The sequence below is a fragment of the Pseudoalteromonas atlantica genome (assembly GCF_043641955.1).
GTDB classification, from domain to species: Bacteria; Pseudomonadota; Gammaproteobacteria; order Enterobacterales; family Alteromonadaceae; genus Pseudoalteromonas; species Pseudoalteromonas atlantica_A.
On record NZ_JBHZRV010000001.1, the window covers coordinates 633,804 to 650,763 of the forward strand.

Sequence of the window (16,960 nt, forward strand, 5' to 3'; positions counted from 1 at the left end):
AGCACGCTTTCACAAGTGGTCTGATCAGTTTTTGTGTGATATAAATTAACTAAATAACATATTATTCCAAAGGAACGGCTATGCACTTTGATGATTTACTACAAGCTGCAACAAAAATAGGTAAGATGTCAGCACTTGAACAAAAAACAGCAACCATGCAGTTTCCTGCTAATTGGTGCCAAGGTAGAACCGCATTTGGCGGCTTATCTGCATCACTACTTTATCAAGCCATGCGCCAGCAGATTGAGCCATCGCGACGTTTACTGTCATTAAGTACAAATTTTGTAGGACCATTATTAGCCGACACAGACTTTTCATTACATGTTGAAATATTACGAGAAGGTAAAAACAGTACTCAAGTTTTAGCCAAAGCTGTACAAAACGATCAAGTAAGCGTGATTGTGCAAGCTTGCTTTGCTAAAGCACGTAATTCTGGTGTTCATGTACCCGTGTCGAAAGAAATGACTTTAAAACCTGTGGATCCCCGGTATACACTTCCTTTTAAATCAGGTGCTATGCCTGAGTTTTTCCAACATGTTGATTTATGCCCACAACAAGGTGGTATGCCGTTTGTTGGGGCCGATACATCGCACTTAGGTGGTTGGATGAAACTAAAGCACACCCCAAAAAATTTAAATGAAGCACACATTATTGCGCTTACCGATGCTTGGCCCCCCACTCTATTACAAATGTTTCAACAACCGGCGCCAGCAAGCAGTATGTCTTGGTATTTAGAATTCGTGCAAGAACCACAATTAGCAGCGCATGAATGGCTAGGATTTGAAGCAATCACACATCACTGTAAAGATGGGTATGGACTTGAAGACGGCGCTATTTGGTCACAATCCGGTGAGCTTATTGCGCTAACACGTCAAACTGTTGCTTTATTTGACTAAACCATCGTCTGGAGCAGTTGCGTAATTAGTACCATTGAAGGCCATAATTGCGTTGTACTCTCCACTTTGTTTGATATGGTCTAGTCCCATATCAAACAATTCTTGTAATGACTTATTATTGAAGTACGCAGGGCGCGCAGCTTCGCTAAATATAGGATGTATTGTTATCTCTTTTGGCTCATTGTTTGACTGGTATTGCTGTAAATAATATAAAAACACCCGCTTTTCCAGGACCACTACATCAACCCACTCTTTCATTAAATGATCAACCTGCGCAGCCTGATTGACGACCTCTTCATAGTGATTCAATTTTGTCGTCACCCTTTTATAAGGATGTGGCAAGAATGCGGTGGCGTTTTGAAAAGCCAATACACTTTTACCTGTTAACGCATACACTGAGTTTATCTTAAAGTTATTTTTAGCAAGGCTTACAGCTACATTTTGATAAGATAAAAGACTTTGGCTTGGATAAATCCCCTCGACACGAGAGCCGGCGTAATTCACTGCAACATCTAATTCAGCTTGCTCTAAGGAGTACTCTACACGTTTATTCGACATGTAAATAATATTAAGGTCAGTTACGCCTTGGCTTTTAAAGGCTGCTTTAATTAACTCTAACTGTAAACCCGAGTTATCTTTACTAAATACATATGGAGGTAATGAAGGGCTTACACCAATATTAATAGGGTTAGTCGATTTTTGCTCTGTTAGAGCATGTAGATTTACGCTTATTAAAATAAAGCAAAAACAAAATAGTTTCTTCACAAATTAACCCTTGAGGCATTATTTACGCCTAAATGCGTGCATGTATGACTCCATTCATTCTTATCTTATGATAGTGTATTTAAAACAATCATCCAATTGTAATTCACATTTATTTGGTGCAGACTTTAATCCGTGTGTACTTTATTTGGCTATCGCATTGCAAACAGCTTGTCCTAACTGTGATCTAATTGTTGAGCTTCCTCAAATAGCAGCCAAGCAGATAGCTGTGTGCCCTCATTGCCGCACCAAACTGTCTAGCTTAAATACAAACAACGATACCCTTATTGTGGCATTAAGTATAAGTGCGTTAATCATGCTTTTAAGCAGTATGTTCTATCCTTTTATTTCATTCAGTAGTAGCGGTATTACGCAAACCATCACGTTACCTGATGCGGCAAAAATTTTATTTAATTATGACAGTGAATTACTCGGTATTTTTATTGACGTGAGCATTATTGGTTTGCCCATGGCGTTACTTGCAACACTTATCCCACTGCATTTAGGACTTTTAAAAGTACTACCTTTTGCTATTGCAAAGCGGTTACTTAAATTCACGTTGGCATTAGAGCCATGGATAATGTGTGAAATTTTTCTGATTGGTGTACTTGTCAGTATGGTTAAAATTATGTCGATGGCAGACATTAGTTTTGGGATTAGTTTTTGGGCTTATATCTGCTTCGTCATTTTGTATATCGCTGCACTTAGGCACCTAAACCGTCAGCGTCTATGGGAACAAGTGCGCCCATTAGCTAATATTAGTGAAGCAAACAATGGCGACAGAGGGATTGATAAAAACATTAGAGCATGTCATGTGTGTCACCAATTATCTGAGCATGAATATTGTCCCCGCTGCCACAGTAAAGCACATGTTCGTAACCCTAATAGTATTCAAAAAGCATTCGCGTGGTTATTAACTTCCGTTGCCTGTTATATCCCTGCAAACATATTTCCTATTATGTATACCACTAGCTTGGGTGATCAATCGCCTTCTACTCTTATTGGTGGTGTTTTTGTGTTATGGCAAGCAGGTTCGTACCCCATCGCTATAATTATATTTTTAGCAAGTGTAGTTGTGCCACTAGCAAAAGCACTGATATTAATTTTTTTATGCATTATCGTAAAACAACCAGCAAACAGCCAGTCAATACGATATACCAAAGTGTATCAATTAACTGAATTTATTGGTAAATGGTCTATGATTGATGTATTTGTAGTTGCAATTCTAGTAGCCTTGGTCCAGTTAGGTAATTTAATGTCTGTGAGCCCAGGCCTAGGGACTGTATTTTTTACTGCTATGGTGCTCAGCCAAATGATGGCAGCGCACGCATTCGACCCCCGTCTGCTTTGGGATTCGCCAAATGACGTTACACGTAATTAGAGATAGTTCATGAGTGAAACAGCCAACGTAAAACAAGAGCCTCGCATTTCTGCTATTTGGATTATTCCTATAATAGCCCTATTTGTTGGTGCGTGGATGTTGTATCAATACCAGACAAATAAAGGTGCGACTATATATATCACCATGACGCAAGCAGAAGGGATTATTGCTGGTAAAACTGAAATTAAAGTTCGTAGCGTAAAAATAGGCCAAATAGATCACATTCGATTATCTGATGATAAAAATAGTGTTATTGCGCGAGCGCAAATAGAAAAGCATTACGATAGTTTAATGACCGAAGACGCTACTATTTGGGTTGTAAAACCACGTATTGATGAAACAGGTATTAGTGGTATGAGTACCTTATTATCTGGAGTGTATTTAGAATTTGCACCGGGTGAAAGCAAACAAATAAAAGAACATTTCATTTTACAAGACGAACCCGCATTAATTGGTAAAGATGTCAAAGGTGGTCGGTTTGTTCTGCAAAGCTATGATGCCGAAGTAATGGATGTAAGTACCAGCATTTATTATAAAAATTATAAAATTGGCCAAGTTGAGACTGCCACTTTTGATTGGAAAAACCAAGCAATGAAATACGGCATCTTCATCAATGAGCCGTATCAAAACCTAATTACACTTAACTCAATTTTTTGGGTTAACGCGGGTGTTGAAATTGATTTATCTGCTGATGGTATTAATGTTAATACGGGTTCTTTAAGTAAATTACTTAAAGGCGGTATATCTGTTGGCTTACCTGAACAACAAGCCCCTGGTGATATAGCTAATGATGGCCACGCATTTTCATTAAGTAAAAGCTACAAGCATGCTCTAGAAGAACGTTTTTATGATTTTGATTATTACCTGATTGAATTTGAGCAATCTATACGTGGCTTAAGACCTGGCGCCCCCGTTGAATACCGAGGTATGCGCGTCGGAACAGTAGTAGAAGCGCCAGCTAATGTGATGATTGATGGTGTGCCTGCTCATTTTAGAACTGATAATACAGCCGTACCTGCTCTTATTAAGGTTGAATATGGCCGAATTTACCATGACAGTAATCAAGCCCGCGATTTTTGGCGCAGCAACGTCGAAGGGTGGATTAAAAATGGTTTACGCGCATCGCTTAAACCAGGAAATCTACTTACTGGTGCCGTGTATGTTGATTTTGATATATATAACGACGCTGATGACGCTAAGCTAACAACTGTGTCTCAATATCAAGTATTCCCAAGCGTTTCCAGTGGGATCACGGTATTGGCTGATCAAGTCTCAGATGTACTCAACAAGGTGAATAACCTAAAGATTGAAGACAGCTTAGCCCAAATGCAATCTACATTTACTGATTATCAAGCGCTTGCCAATGAAATGCGTGACTTGCTCAATCAACAAGATACACAAAATTTGCCCGGTGATATTAACCGCAACTTTGCTGAAATGACCAAAAGCATGCAACAATTTGATGTCACGATGAAACAGTTTGAAAAAACCATGGCAAGCTATCAGCAAGGTTCGCAATTTCATCACCAATTACAACAAACACTTTCTGAATTTAAGCGCTTAAGTGAAGAGTTGCAACCTTTAACACGTGGCTTAAATGAGCAGCCAAACATGTTTATTTTTGATAAATCATTACCAGCTGACCCAACGCCGAGGAAACAATAAATGCGTATTTCCAGTTTAATTAACACGCTATTCGTTACTTGCATGCTAGGTATCACTGGCTGTAGTCAATCATTGAATGCCCCCGTGAAGTATTTTCAGTTTAATCAGAAAATAACCCCTTCTGCGCGCACTAGTGATAATACAGATGTACAACTGCGTATATTAACCGTCAACCTGCGCGGTGCTTTAAATAATCGCGGTATTGCACTAGAGGTAGATAATAACCAAGTCACATCGGCAAATTATCATTTATGGAGCGAAGCGCCGGATATTATGCTAACAGCAAGTGCTCATCAAACACTGTTTACCCAATTAGATACATGGATGGTCGTCAAAGGATTACCTGTAATTACCGACACCGACCAACAAGATTTTTATGAAATTGAATATGAAATTCACCACTTTAATGGTGACAATGCAGGTAATGCAGACATATCAGGTCTGTGGCGGCTTTACCACACAACATTTAAGAATGGCCGCACGTTAAAGGAAATTCACTACTTTAGTGAATTAACTCCTTTGATAGATGATGATTACAAAGGGCTCGTTGAAACACTTGAAAAAACATGGTTGGCGGTCAACCTAAACGTTGCAGAGCAATTAAAAACAATGCAAATTAAAGTTACAACGCCTTAATATAAAGGCAAATAGGCTGCTTGTCGGGGCTTGCTATTATATCTGTCATGCGGGAAAAGTTTAACTTTTTAAGTATTTTTTGTGATGCGATATTATTTTTAGAGGCAATTGCTGCAATCCTTTCAAAGCGATTGTGAACATTTTGAATCAATTGTTCACAAGCCTCTGTTGCATAGCCTTTACCTGTATGGTTTGCTAAAAAGGCATAACCAATATCAGGAAAATGTAAATAATCTCGTTTAAACAACCCAACCATCCCAACAGGGGTAGAGTCTTTAAGCGTTACTACATAAGGGCCAAAGCCATTTATTTTATGCGAATTTATAAATGCATTTTGAATATAATCCTGTGCCTGCTCAGGTGTATAAATGCCTTTATCTGCAATATTTTTATAAAAACTAGGTTGGTTAAGTAGCGCCAAAATAAAAGCACTATCACTTAATTGACCGGTACGCATTAACAATCGTTGTGATTTAATATTAGTCATAACATCCTTTTAAGTGAGGCTTAATACAACAAACGCATTTAATTTAGCTCACCTGCACAACCTGCTTCCCGGTAAAACCACCTTGTAATTGCTTATTGAGCGCTGCAGATACATTGGAAGCATTAAACTCAACAGGAATAATACAAGGAATGGTCAATGCATTGTTTGCTAAGCTCTCTAATAACAAATTACCCATAAAGCTCATTCTTTGCTGTGCACATAAGCTATTTGCAAGCCAAGCACCGCCTAGTGAAACAATACCTATATTGGGAGCTCGGCGGAACATTAGCTCTTGTTCAAATGCTGGTAAAGGATTTAAACAAGCAATACGTCCACAAAAACGCATTAACTCAACGTTACGAATAGTCGTTTCTCCCCCAATTGAATCCAGAACGGCATCAAAACCTTGGGGCCCGAGCTCTCGGCGAATTTTATCTGCTAACTTTTTATCGTGATAATCAAATGCAACATCAGCTCCGAGCTGCTTAACAAGCTTATGATTGCGCTTACTCGCTGTCGTAAACACTGTTGCACCACGTTGTTTTGCAAACTGAATTGCAAATTGGCCCACTGCACCTGCACCCGCTTCGATTAATATTGAATCACCTTCGTTTAATTGCAGTTTGTCCAGTGCAACTAATGCTGACATACCAGCACAGGGGAGTGTCGCCGCATGGCTTGATTTAACCGAATCAGGTATTACTGATACCGCAAAATTAGGGACTTTTACGTATTCGGATAACACGCCTTGCTCACCTAAATTACCATGGAACATAACCCGATTTCCCACTCCAGGGAAAACACCTTTGTCAGCCTTTACAACAACACCAACGGCGTCTAAGCCTAAAGTGTGTGGGTAACTCCATTTACAAAATCCTGTTTTAGCGAACTGCGCATCCGTGGGATTTAACCCCACATACTCCACTTTAATTAACAAATCATTCCCTGATACATCAGGCACAGGTATTTCACGTTCAGAAAGTAAAATCTGCTCGTTAGGCTCCTCGAGCACAATTGCACGCATAAGCCTAGGGATTGTTGATAAAATATCAGTATGTGGCATTAATGACTCTATTTAACTAATTAACTAACGCGTAGCCCCAACGTCCATTGAATACTTGGTAAGTATTTACTTTGGCAAGTAATGATGAAATGGTTGAATCTACTGCATTCTCTTGGGCTATTAAAACATCCTGTCGCGCATCTAACAACTCTAAGTAGGGAATTTGCCCTTCTTGATACATCGCTTGTGCTTGTAAAAATGCATTGTTGGCATACTTAAAACGCTCATTTGCATACATGCTTTGTTCGCTTTGTTTGACTAAACGCTGTAACGATAGTTCACTTTCGCTCATCGCATTTAACACTACTTGCTGGTATTGACTATACGCCGCTTTCGTCAAATATTGTTGCGCGTCACGCTGAGCAAGTAAAGCAGGGTAACTCAATAATGACCACTGGATCTGTGGCATTAACTGCCACTGTTGTTGTGTATCAGATAATTGATTATTACCTAAGCTAATTACCCCAGCAAAAGCAGTCAAGCTAATATCTGGCAGTAAAGCTTTACTTGCAGCCACACTCAGTGAGCTTGCTTGGCTAAACTCAAAAAGTGCTCGGCTGATATCTGGCCTAAGTGCAACCGCTTTGCTTGGGCTGGTTAAACTTACCGTAAAATTGCGATTGAGTATGTCTCTTTCAGACTGTAATTTTATATCACTAGCGAGCTGCCCTGTTAATAAAGCTAACATTGACAAATCACTAAACTGAGCAAATTCAATTTCAGGTAACAGTGCTTGCTGCTGTTTTAGTTGTGCCATCGTCCGATTTAAATCAAGCTCACTTGCAACGCCTTCTTCAACACGTGCTTTTAGTACGTCAATACTTTGTAAAAGTGCCTCTATTTGCAAGTTTATTATTTGCTTTTTTTGTAAGTTACCTTGGTAACTTACAAACCCTTTCACTACTGAAGAAAGTGTTTCTATTTGCAATGCCCTTAATTGCTCAGCTTGACTCATTGCACCGGCGTTTGCAGCGTCAACCAGTGCAGTGACTTTACCAAACAAGTCTATCTGCCAATCTAAATTAACACCTGATTGCGATTCACGTGATTGACTATTATCGGTGCTAGTGCGCGTCGCACTCGCACCAATATTTCCTTGTGGTAAGTACTGGGCACGTTCAGCACCTAAGCGCGCTAAAGCACTTTGCAATTCAAACTGGCGGGTCTTTAAATCAAAATTATTACTGCGCGCTTTGACAACTAGATTATTGAGCTGTTGTGAGCCCAATTGTTGCCACCAATTAAGCTCATCAGTGCCCTGTAATTGCTGTGCAATTTGCGTTTTTTCAACAAATGATTGTAAGTCTAATTGATACTGTTGCTCATCAATTTTGCTCGCACAACCACTTAATAAACCAGCAACAATCACAGCTGTTAATCTTAACTTATTCATTAATTTGCTCCTGTGATGGGGCTTTACGTGTCTTGGTTACTAAAATATAAAATACAGGTGTAAACAATAAGCCAAATACTGTCACGCCTATCATGCCAGAAAACACCGCGTTCCCCATTGCATGGCGCATTTCAGCTCCTGCTCCTGTAGCCAGTACAAGCGGAATAACACCTGCGGTAAATGCTATTGATGTCATTAATATGGGGCGCAAACGCATACGGCATGCCTCTAAAATGGCATCAAAATGACTCATGTTCTGCTTGGTTTTGTCACGGGCAAATTCAACCATCAAAATGGCATTTTTTGATGCAAGTGCCACTAAAACAATTAAGGCAATTTGTGTAAAAATATTATTATCGTCGCCCACTAGCCACACACCCATTAGTGCAGAGAATATAGTCATGGGTACAATCAAAATAATAGCTAATGGCAAACGTAAACTTTCATACGTCGCTGCTAATACCATGAACACAAGTAAAACCACCAAAGGGAAAACATAAACCATCGTGTTACCCGCCAGAATTTGCTGGAATGTTACTTCAGTCCATTCATACTCAATCCCAGTAGGCAGGGTATCAGCTAAAATTGCCTCTATTGCATATTGCGCTTGGTCAGAGCTAAAACCTGGCGCAGGGCTGCCATTGAGTTCAGCACTTGGGTAACCGTTGTAATGCATAACTCGGTCTGGTCCAATGGTTGGTGTAACTGTCAGTACTGAACCAAGTGGCACCATGTTCCCCTGGTTATTACGTACTTTAAGGTTCAATATCTGCTCTGGATCGAGCCTATATTGAGCATCTGCTTGCGCATTAACTTGGTAAGTACGACCAAACATATTAAAGTCATTTACATACATTGAGCCTAAGTATATTTGCAGCGCATTAAAGACTTCATCTAGTGGAATACCCTGTATTAGAGCTTGCTCACGGTCAATATCAATATCCATTTGTGGCACTTGAATGCGAAAACTCGAATACATCCCCATCAACGCCGGATCTTGCTGTGCTTTTGTAATTACCGCTTGAAGACTATTAAACAAAGCTTCAAAGCCTTTATTTGCGCGGTCTTCTATTTGTAATTTAAAGCCACCCGTAGTACCCAGCCCTTGAATTGGCGGAGGTGGAAAGACAGCAACAAATGCTTCATCAATAGCTGAAAAACGCTGGTTTAGTTGTGCAGCAATTGCCATGGCTGACAACTGTGGTTCTGCTCGCTCACTAAATGCATCTAAAGGAGTAAACACTATGGCGCTATTAGGGCTATTTGTGAATCCGTTAACAGACAATCCTGGAAACGCAACCGTATTTGCAACGCCTGGTACTTGCAATGCAATTTCTTGCATTTGCTTTACAACATCTTGCGTACGATCAAGGCTCGCTGCATCAGGTAGCTGAGCAATGGCAACTAAGTATTGTTTATCCTGTGCAGGGATGAAGCCACCTGGCACTGCATCAAACAATTTAATTGTGCCACCAACTAATGCAATATAAACAACCAATACGATAGCACTCATACGCATTAACTTTTGCACCAGCTTTTGATAACCTTTTGCGCCACGGTCAAATAGACGATTAAACGGATTAAACAACCAGCGGCCAAATAAGCGATTTAGCAAACGTGTTAATGCATCTGGTTTTGCGTCATGGCTTTTAAGTAATAAAGCAGATAACGCAGGTGAAAGTGTTAATGAGTTAAATGCTGATATTACAGTTGAAATGGTGATCGTTAATGCAAATTGTTTATAAAATTGGCCCGATAAACCACTAATAAATGCAGTAGGTATAAATACGGCACATAACACTAAAGCAATCGCAATTATTGGCCCGGTTACTTCGGTCATCGCTACACGGGTTGCTTCTAAAGGTGATAAACCTTGGCCGATATTTCGCTCAACATTTTCAACCACCACAATCGCGTCATCAACCACAATACCAATAGCCAACACCAAACCAAATAACGATAAGGTATTGATTGATACACCTAGCCATTGCATCACAGCAAATGTACCAATCAACGAAACTGGGACCGCAATCAATGGAATAATAGATGCTCGCCAAGTTTGTAAAAACAACACAACCACAATAACAACCAATGCAATTGCTTCAAGCAAAGTCGCTATAACAGCATCGATTGAACCACGCACGAATACTGTCGGATCATAAACTATGTCATACTCAACGCCTTCAGGAAATGCTTTAGATAGCCGTGCCATAGTTTCACGTACTTGATCAGAAAGCTCAATCGCATTTGAACCCGGTCGTTGGAAAATAGGCATAGCCAGTGCTGGTTGATTATCAAGTTCAGCGCGTAATGAGTAGGTGTTTTGTCCCAAGTCTACCCGCGCAACATCACTAAGGCGAGTTAATTGCCCTTGTTCACCCACTTTTATAATAACTTGATCAAACTCTTCAACACTGTTTAAACGCCCTTTAACATTCAACAATACTTGAAACTGACTGTCTGTTGAGGCAGGTTGAGCACCCAAACTCCCCGCTGCAACCTGTTGGTTTTGAGCACGAAGAGCCGTAACAACATCCATCGCAGTCAAACCACGTGCAGACAATGCATCAGGATTTAGCCAAACTCTCATAGAGTACTGACCACCACCAAATAATTGCACATCACCCACACCCGCTAATCGTGCAATTTGGTCTTTGATATACAAATCAGCATAATTCGATAAGTACGCTGTATCGTGTGTCTTCTGCGGTGAATATAAATGCACAACCATCGTTAGATCTGGTGATGATTTTTCTGCAACGACACCTAAACGCTGTACCTCTTCCGGTAAGCGGGGTAACGCACTGTTTACGCGGTTTTGTACTTGTACTTGCGCTCTATCGAGATCAGTGCCAAGTGCAAACGTAACAGTTAACGTCATTCGGCCATCACTTGTAGCTTGTGAAAACATATACAACATGTTTTCAGTGCCATTTATCTCTTGCTCTAATGGTGTTGCTACAGTTTGAGCTATAACCGTTGGATTAGCACCTGGATAGTTAGCAGTAACAACCACTGTAGGCGGCACAACTTCCGGGTATTCACTCACAGGGAGCTGAAACAAAGAAATACCACCAGCAATAAGAATAATTAATGACAGCATTGCTGCAAAAATAGGTCGCTGAATAAAAAAGTGTGAAAATTTCATGATATGCCCTACTTCCTAGCCATTAAATTATGAGAAGACGGCTGTAAAGTAAATGCAATACCTGAGGTATCTAATGCCACATTGTTTGGTGCAACAGGCATACCCGGACCAACTCTAGCAGGGCCATTTACAGCAATGACATCAGACTCAGATAAACCTGAAGTAACAACCCTAAAACGCCCATATCGCTCACCCACAGTGACTAGCTTGTACTGTAAAACATTGTTTTGGCCAACGGTTAATACAAAACGGTTTTTAAGATCAGTGCCAATAGCACGCTCAGGTACAATTATATGCTCTTGCACTGCATTCGCGGCAAGTTTAATCCGTGCAAATGAGCCCGCTCTTAATTCATTTTTTGACTGTTCAAACCGTGCTCTTACACGCAATGTACCTGTTGCTACATTAATTTGATTATCGATAAAATCGATATGGCCTGCATGGTCAAATGTTGCTTCACCTACTTTTTGCATCACAACCGCTTGTTTATCTGAACGGGTAACATCGCTGAATGAGCGATTCCATGTACGCTCATCTACATCAAAATACGCATACATTGTTTTATTAGAAACAATCGAGGTTAGAACCGATTGACCAGCTTGAACATTATTACCTTTTGTAATGTTAGCGCGTGAAACAATACCTTCTATCGGTGAGCGAATTTTAGTAAAAGCCAAATCAAGTTCAGCAGCTGTTAACTGCGCTTTATAAGCAGCAAGCTGTGCCTTACGTTGATGTAAAGTTGAAGTGCGTGATTCAGCCTGTTCTGTTGAAATTGCTTTGCGCTGCGTTAGCCGCTCAGCTCTTTTGGCTTCACTGCTAGCTTGCTGCAGTGCAGCTTTTGCACTGGTAACTTGCGCTTTTAAGCTTGCAACAATAGCTGCGTAAGGACGTGCATCTAGCTCGAATAACAAGTCGCCTTTTTTAACTACATCACCTTCTTCAAAAGCAATGTTTTCAATAACACCCGAAACACGAGGCATTAAAGAAACCTCTTCAGGCGCCTCTAAACGAGTTGTGTATGTATGCCAACTTTGCACTGGCTTTGTGATTACTGTTGCCACATCTATAGGTTGTAGCTGCTGTTGGGTATTTTTTTGTGCAGATTCTTCTGCACACCCGCTTAAGGTTAGTAATGCCGCTATAATTGCGGTAGCTATTAAGTGCTTGTTCATATCGACGCTTCTCCATTTTATCTATATTTAAATGGTACGGAACAAACATGCGGACAAAAACCATAGATTTTCAAATTCATTAATGCCAAAATGGCATCAATTATTATTGATTGGATATATCATGGACACAACGAGCCGTTTATTGATGCTATTAGAAGTCGTCGAAAGAGGGTCGTTTGCTAAAGCTGCCGAAACACGCAACATTGATCGTTCTGTTATTTCTAAACAAATTAGCCGCTTAGAGGATGATCTAGGTGTCCGTTTACTCAATAGAACAACACGGTCTTTTTCACTAACGGCTGCTGGTGCAGAAATGGTAAAAAAAGCAGCAGAATTAAGAGAGCTACTAGGTGAAACAGTTCGCCTTGCTGAAAATTATCATCAAGAGCCACGCGGTGTGCTAAAAATAACCTCTTCTACAATTATCGGCAGGCGCTACTTACAACCTGTAATCAACGACTTTCAAAAGCGCTTTCCACAAGTAGAAATTGAATTGAGATTAGATGACAAATTAGTTGATCTAGTTTCTGAAGGATTTGATTTGGCTTTTCGTGTTGGCGAGCCCAAAGACTCTTCGCTCATTGCCCGTAAAATTGCACGCAATAGACTATTACTATTAGCTTCACCTGAATTTATAGATACTTACGGAATGCCTAAAAGTATTGAAGATTTAGCCGATTTGCCGGCTGCTAGCTACTCTAGTACTTCATTAAGAGTAGAAGGTGTTCGCTATATTGACCAAAATGGTGATGCTCAAGAGCAAAAAATAAAAAGTGTGTTTAGAGCAAACGATGCTGAGGTTTTACTAGAAAAAACACTATCCGGTACCACTTATGTATTGGCGCCCGCTTTTATTATTGATAGCGAAGTCACAACAGGTCGATTAGTCCCCTTATTAACAGATCTACATCTCACGGAGTACAGTGCAATGTACGCTGTTTATCCGCATCGAGATTTACCGGTTAGAACACGCCTCTTCTTTGATGCAATGAGGGAACATTTAGGCAAAGACACGCCGATTTGGGAAAAGAACATACCAAATTTTGACAGCATGTATCGTAGTCGTTAAGAGATCTTCTTTAGGTCACTCAGCATAACAACATCCTCTGGTGGCATAACAACTTGGTTTCGACCATTTCGCTTTGCCTCATATAGCCTATCATCTGCCGCTTTTATGGTGTATTTTAATGTTTCACCTGATTTATATTGAGCAACACCTACGCTAACTGTTAGTGCAATTGTTTGATCATCAATCAAAAATGGATGTGCTTCAATACTGCTACGTATCATCTGCGCACTGCATTTTGCTTCATCAAAAGAGCAGTCATATATAAAAATTGCAAACTCTTCACCACCTATCCTAAACACATGAGCATCAGGTAACGCATCACGTAAGATTTGAGTAACGGCAACCAATACTTTGTCACCGACCGCATGGCCATAAACATCATTAACGCGTTTGAAGAAGTCTAAGTCCATGACAAGAGTGTACAAGCCGAGCTTATTAACAAGCTCAGTCTCGAAAATATGGTTCATGGCTAGGCGATTTCCAGTGCCTGTTAATGGATCAAGCAGAGCCAAATTTTGCAATTGTTTGTATGAGTTTTCTCGGCTGCTTTCAAATACATGCGCCAACACCCAAATAAGAAGATAACCAAGAGAAAGGTTCAAGCCTAAATTCAATGCGGCAAATGGAAAAAGATCAGGTTTAGAAAAAAGTACAATACCTTCTAGCACTATGGTGAGACAAGATAATGACGCCCCCCAACGAACTCCCATTAACAAATAATAGGCAATTGGGAGCACTAACATCCAGACAAACAATGCGTTTTTCATTGCGGCCAGGTAACTGCCAAACACAACCAGCAAAGCTAAAAATAAACAAATACTTAGAGATTGCCAGAGCCTAACTTTCTTACTCGAAACAGTGATATATATAAAGAAGCAATAAACTGCAAACACACCTTCTAGGATGCCGAGTACTAAAAAGTTGTTGATAAACACATTAAAATAGGTAAACGCTGCGGCTACAAAACTTAAACAGAAACACATCCATTTTAGTATCTTACTGCGTAAGACATGTGTACTGTTAAGTGCTGCAATAGTCATCTAAATACTTAATTTTAAATTTATAACATCAAGTTTAAACACTCTTTGTTATAACTCAAGCTAAAATGGCCAATCCATTATTTAAAGCTGGCCCTTGTACTTAGCGGCCATAACACTTATCTCGAAAATATCAAAACCAATAAATTAAATATGGTACGTTAATCGACTATTAAATCATCGATTTCTTCAATCATATCTTTAAATTTATCCTTAGCATGCTTAATTTGTTTCGGGCTAAGTGTATGGCGTAATTCAACTAATAGCTTCGCATACAAAGCTTGATTTTTTTCAGTTGCAGCAATCAACTCTTGACTCATAAAGGCTTCACGTTCAGTAATAATATGCAGCATGTTTTGGCTAAATTCAGCCTCATTTATTGCAGGGTTATCAAAAACTGCAACCAAGGCATCTAATCGCGTGTTTTTGTATTTTTGCCATTGTACAAATCGGGGTTCATAGCTGTCATTGGCTTTCGCAATTAGAGTGAGTTGCTGTTGCGAGAGCTTTCCTAACCACTCTTTGTAGGTATCGGTCTGTTTCTCTAACCGTTCCTCGCTTCGCTCTGCATCAGTTTGCTTTTCATATTCTTCCAACTCTTCATTTATGTCATCTCGAATCTTAGCAATGAATTGCATTTTTTGATTTTCATCAAGAGATTTAGCAACGTCTATTAACGGTTGGGCAATTTTGTTGACCAAGGTCTGCCAATGCTCCCTTGAATTATTAAAGTGTTCGATGAGCGCCTGCTCAGATGGTGAATCACTGAGTATGTTTTGCAAATATATTAGATCAGATTTATAAAGTGGTAACTGGCTTGTTCTGTGCCAGTCACGCGTATCTTTAATCAATAATTTGACTGTTTGCGACTGTTGCTTATTTAGATCTACATAATCATCAATCCAGAAGCCTGAAAGCCAGCCAATATTATTGTAGGTAAAACTTGCAGAGCATCCGCTGACAAACACAATGAGCATAACCAACAGCCCATTTCTTAAGCTTAACTTGTTATTTTTTTTGCACATGTAAGTAAAATCCCTTGTTATTCTGCCAATAAATAAATTGGCTTTATTTATACTGTAGCTAAATTAAATACGATCACATTATTTGATAATAATTATCATTTAAGTATTGACGAACACTCACCTGTAAGTAATAATCATTTTCATTAACACAGGGTAACCAATTTATTTAAGTACCGACCTCAGTGCCTAAGGATGGAATTCCCAGCATGGATGCTGGAACCATTAAACTGTATGTTGATGAAGAGCGTGCCGCTTCAGTGAGATACTTTACTCGACCCAAAGTATTTCACTTTTAGATCACATTTACTTGCTACATTGCTCATATCGGTGACGGTAGATATGACTGAAAAGCCCCTCAGGGGCTTTTTTTATTTCTTTGATTTATCTCTTAATATCTGTATCTTACCTTCATTATTACGATTTTTAATTATAAGTTGGGTTTTTTGCAGCTTAGAACTAAAATTATACAGTTACAACTTATTGGAGGTTTTGTCATGTGGCAACCGAAATTAAAAGTATTGTTAATGATTGGTGCATTGAGCGTGTCTTGTTTTAGCCATGCAGGCCTTGAAGAAGGTATTAAAGCCGCCAATGAAGGGCAATTTGAAGAGGCCTTAAAAGAATTTAATTACCTTGCTGATAAAGGGTTCGCACCTGGTATTTATGAACTGGGGCAATTATACGAAAATGGCCACGGTGTAACACGCAATTACCGTAAAGCTGCTGATTTGTACCAGCAAGCAGTTAAAAAGAGCCACGTTGATTCTATGTTTGCCCTCGCTGTACTTTATGATGAAGGTAAAGGCGTTAAGCTTGATAAGCAAATGGCCGTGTCCTTATTTAAGCAAGCTGCAGAAAAAAACTTGCCAGCAGCACAATTTAACCTCGGGGTAATGTACTCAAATGGTGATGGCGTCAAACTTGACTACAAAGAAGCGCTAAAATGGTATGAAAAAGCAGCCGGAAATAACTACTCCTTAGCCCAGTTCAATATTGCACTCATGTATTATGAAGGTTTAGGTGTAGAAAAGAATATCGAAAAGTCATATATCTGGAATTCAGTAGCCGAGTTTAACGGAAACTTAAACGCAAGCCACAGCCGCAAGCTAGATGAAAGAAAAATGCTGCCTGCACAAATAACTGACGCTAAAGAAAAAGCGAATGAACTTTACGAGCGAATTCAAGCAGGACTCTATGCTGGAGAAGGTCGAATCTATTAACAG

General features: G+C 39.7%; 14 protein-coding genes. 6 read left to right on the plus strand and 8 right to left on the minus strand.

Annotation, left to right across the window (positions count from 1 at the left end; genetic code table 11):
* Positions 1-80: 80 nt before the first annotated feature.
* Positions 81-896 (plus strand): acyl-CoA thioesterase, encoded by an 816-nt coding sequence (locus ACHUE3_RS02640; protein ID WP_394189895.1) that lies wholly within the window; start codon positions 81-83, stop codon positions 894-896.
* Here ACHUE3_RS02640 and ACHUE3_RS02645 read toward each other — a convergent pair.
* Positions 885-1,661, minus strand: coding sequence for a substrate-binding periplasmic protein (locus ACHUE3_RS02645; protein WP_394189897.1), 777 nt, complete (start codon positions 1,659-1,661; stop codon positions 885-887). The genes ACHUE3_RS02640 and ACHUE3_RS02645 overlap by 12 nt on opposite strands.
* 157 nt (positions 1,662-1,818) lie before the next feature.
* Here ACHUE3_RS02645 and ACHUE3_RS02650 point away from each other — a divergent pair, with 157 nt between their 5' ends.
* Genes ACHUE3_RS02650 through ACHUE3_RS02660 form a run of 3 tightly spaced genes read left to right on the plus strand, consistent with a single transcriptional unit; the run spans position 1,819 to position 5,340 of the window.
* Complete coding sequence (locus ACHUE3_RS02650) at positions 1,819-3,039, plus strand: PqiA/YebS family transporter subunit (RefSeq protein ID WP_394190268.1); 1,221 nt, start codon at positions 1,819-1,821, stop codon at positions 3,037-3,039.
* Positions 3,040-3,048: 9 nt separating this feature from the next.
* Positions 3,049-4,704 carry an intermembrane transport protein PqiB gene (gene pqiB / locus ACHUE3_RS02655; protein ID WP_394189899.1) on the plus strand — a complete coding sequence of 552 codons (1,656 nt, stop codon included), beginning with the start codon at positions 3,049-3,051 and terminating at the stop codon, positions 4,702-4,704.
* Positions 4,705-5,340: a PqiC family protein gene (locus ACHUE3_RS02660; protein WP_394189901.1), complete on the plus strand. Its 636-nt coding sequence runs from the start codon at positions 4,705-4,707 to the stop codon at positions 5,338-5,340.
* Here the strand turns inward: ACHUE3_RS02660 and ACHUE3_RS02665 are convergent.
* Genes ACHUE3_RS02665 through ACHUE3_RS02685 form a run of 5 tightly spaced genes read right to left on the minus strand, consistent with a single transcriptional unit; the run spans position 5,327 to position 12,606 of the window.
* Positions 5,327-5,827: a GNAT family N-acetyltransferase gene (locus ACHUE3_RS02665; protein ID WP_394189903.1), complete on the minus strand. Its 501-nt coding sequence runs from the start codon at positions 5,825-5,827 to the stop codon at positions 5,327-5,329. The two genes, ACHUE3_RS02660 and ACHUE3_RS02665, sit on opposite strands and share 14 nt — an antisense overlap.
* Before the next feature lie 43 nt (positions 5,828-5,870).
* Positions 5,871-6,890: a zinc-binding dehydrogenase gene (locus ACHUE3_RS02670; protein WP_394189905.1), complete on the minus strand. Its 1,020-nt coding sequence runs from the start codon at positions 6,888-6,890 to the stop codon at positions 5,871-5,873.
* A gap of 16 nt (positions 6,891-6,906) precedes the next feature.
* Positions 6,907-8,283: a TolC family protein gene (locus ACHUE3_RS02675; protein ID WP_394189907.1), complete on the minus strand. Its 1,377-nt coding sequence runs from the start codon at positions 8,281-8,283 to the stop codon at positions 6,907-6,909.
* Positions 8,276-11,431 (minus strand): efflux RND transporter permease subunit, encoded by a 3,156-nt coding sequence (locus ACHUE3_RS02680; RefSeq protein WP_394189909.1) that lies wholly within the window; start codon positions 11,429-11,431, stop codon positions 8,276-8,278. Before ACHUE3_RS02680 ends, ACHUE3_RS02675 begins: the two co-directional genes overlap by 8 nt.
* A gap of 8 nt (positions 11,432-11,439) precedes the next feature.
* Entirely contained in the window at positions 11,440-12,606 is a 1,167-nt protein-coding gene (locus ACHUE3_RS02685; RefSeq protein ID WP_394189911.1) for an efflux RND transporter periplasmic adaptor subunit, read from the minus strand.
* A 121-nt stretch (positions 12,607-12,727) separates the two neighbouring features.
* Here ACHUE3_RS02685 and ACHUE3_RS02690 point away from each other — a divergent pair, with 121 nt between their 5' ends.
* Positions 12,728-13,675 (plus strand): LysR family transcriptional regulator, encoded by a 948-nt coding sequence (locus tag ACHUE3_RS02690; RefSeq protein ID WP_394189913.1) that lies wholly within the window; start codon positions 12,728-12,730, stop codon positions 13,673-13,675.
* Here ACHUE3_RS02690 and ACHUE3_RS02695 read toward each other — a convergent pair.
* On the minus strand, positions 13,672-14,715 hold the full coding sequence (locus tag ACHUE3_RS02695) for a GGDEF domain-containing protein (RefSeq protein WP_394189915.1): 1,044 nt from the start codon (positions 14,713-14,715) through the stop codon (positions 13,672-13,674). The genes ACHUE3_RS02690 and ACHUE3_RS02695 overlap by 4 nt on opposite strands.
* 158 nt (positions 14,716-14,873) lie before the next feature.
* Complete coding sequence (locus ACHUE3_RS02700) at positions 14,874-15,689, minus strand: DUF6279 family lipoprotein (protein WP_394189917.1); 816 nt, start codon at positions 15,687-15,689, stop codon at positions 14,874-14,876.
* 542 nt (positions 15,690-16,231) lie between these two features.
* Between ACHUE3_RS02700 and ACHUE3_RS02705 the strand changes: the two genes are divergently transcribed.
* Complete coding sequence (locus ACHUE3_RS02705; RefSeq protein WP_394189919.1) at positions 16,232-16,957, plus strand: tetratricopeptide repeat protein; 726 nt, start codon at positions 16,232-16,234, stop codon at positions 16,955-16,957.
* Positions 16,958-16,960: the final 3 nt, after the last annotated feature.

What these genes read in the sequence shown, in the direction of transcription:
- ACHUE3_RS02640 (WP_394189895.1), top strand. Translation starts at nt 81, where the DNA reads ATGCACTTTGATGATTTACTACAAGCTGCAACAAAAATAGGTAAGATG.
- pqiB (WP_394189899.1), top strand. Translation starts at nt 3,049, where the DNA reads ATGAGTGAAACAGCCAACGTAAAACAAGAGCCTCGCATTTCTGCTATT.
- ACHUE3_RS02660 (WP_394189901.1), top strand. Translation starts at nt 4,705, where the DNA reads ATGCGTATTTCCAGTTTAATTAACACGCTATTCGTTACTTGCATGCTA.
- ACHUE3_RS02665 (WP_394189903.1), bottom strand. Translation starts at nt 5,827, where the DNA reads ATGACTAATATTAAATCACAACGATTGTTAATGCGTACCGGTCAATTA.
- ACHUE3_RS02670 (WP_394189905.1), bottom strand. Translation starts at nt 6,890, where the DNA reads ATGCCACATACTGATATTTTATCAACAATCCCTAGGCTTATGCGTGCA.
- ACHUE3_RS02675 (WP_394189907.1), bottom strand. Translation starts at nt 8,283, where the DNA reads ATGAATAAGTTAAGATTAACAGCTGTGATTGTTGCTGGTTTATTAAGT.
- ACHUE3_RS02680 (WP_394189909.1), bottom strand. Translation starts at nt 11,431, where the DNA reads ATGAAATTTTCACACTTTTTTATTCAGCGACCTATTTTTGCAGCAATG.
- ACHUE3_RS02685 (WP_394189911.1), bottom strand. Translation starts at nt 12,606, where the DNA reads ATGAACAAGCACTTAATAGCTACCGCAATTATAGCGGCATTACTAACC.
- ACHUE3_RS02690 (WP_394189913.1), top strand. Translation starts at nt 12,728, where the DNA reads ATGGACACAACGAGCCGTTTATTGATGCTATTAGAAGTCGTCGAAAGA.
- ACHUE3_RS02695 (WP_394189915.1), bottom strand. Translation starts at nt 14,715, where the DNA reads ATGACTATTGCAGCACTTAACAGTACACATGTCTTACGCAGTAAGATA.
- ACHUE3_RS02700 (WP_394189917.1), bottom strand. Translation starts at nt 15,689, where the DNA reads ATGCTCATTGTGTTTGTCAGCGGATGCTCTGCAAGTTTTACCTACAAT.
- ACHUE3_RS02705 (WP_394189919.1), top strand. Translation starts at nt 16,232, where the DNA reads ATGTGGCAACCGAAATTAAAAGTATTGTTAATGATTGGTGCATTGAGC.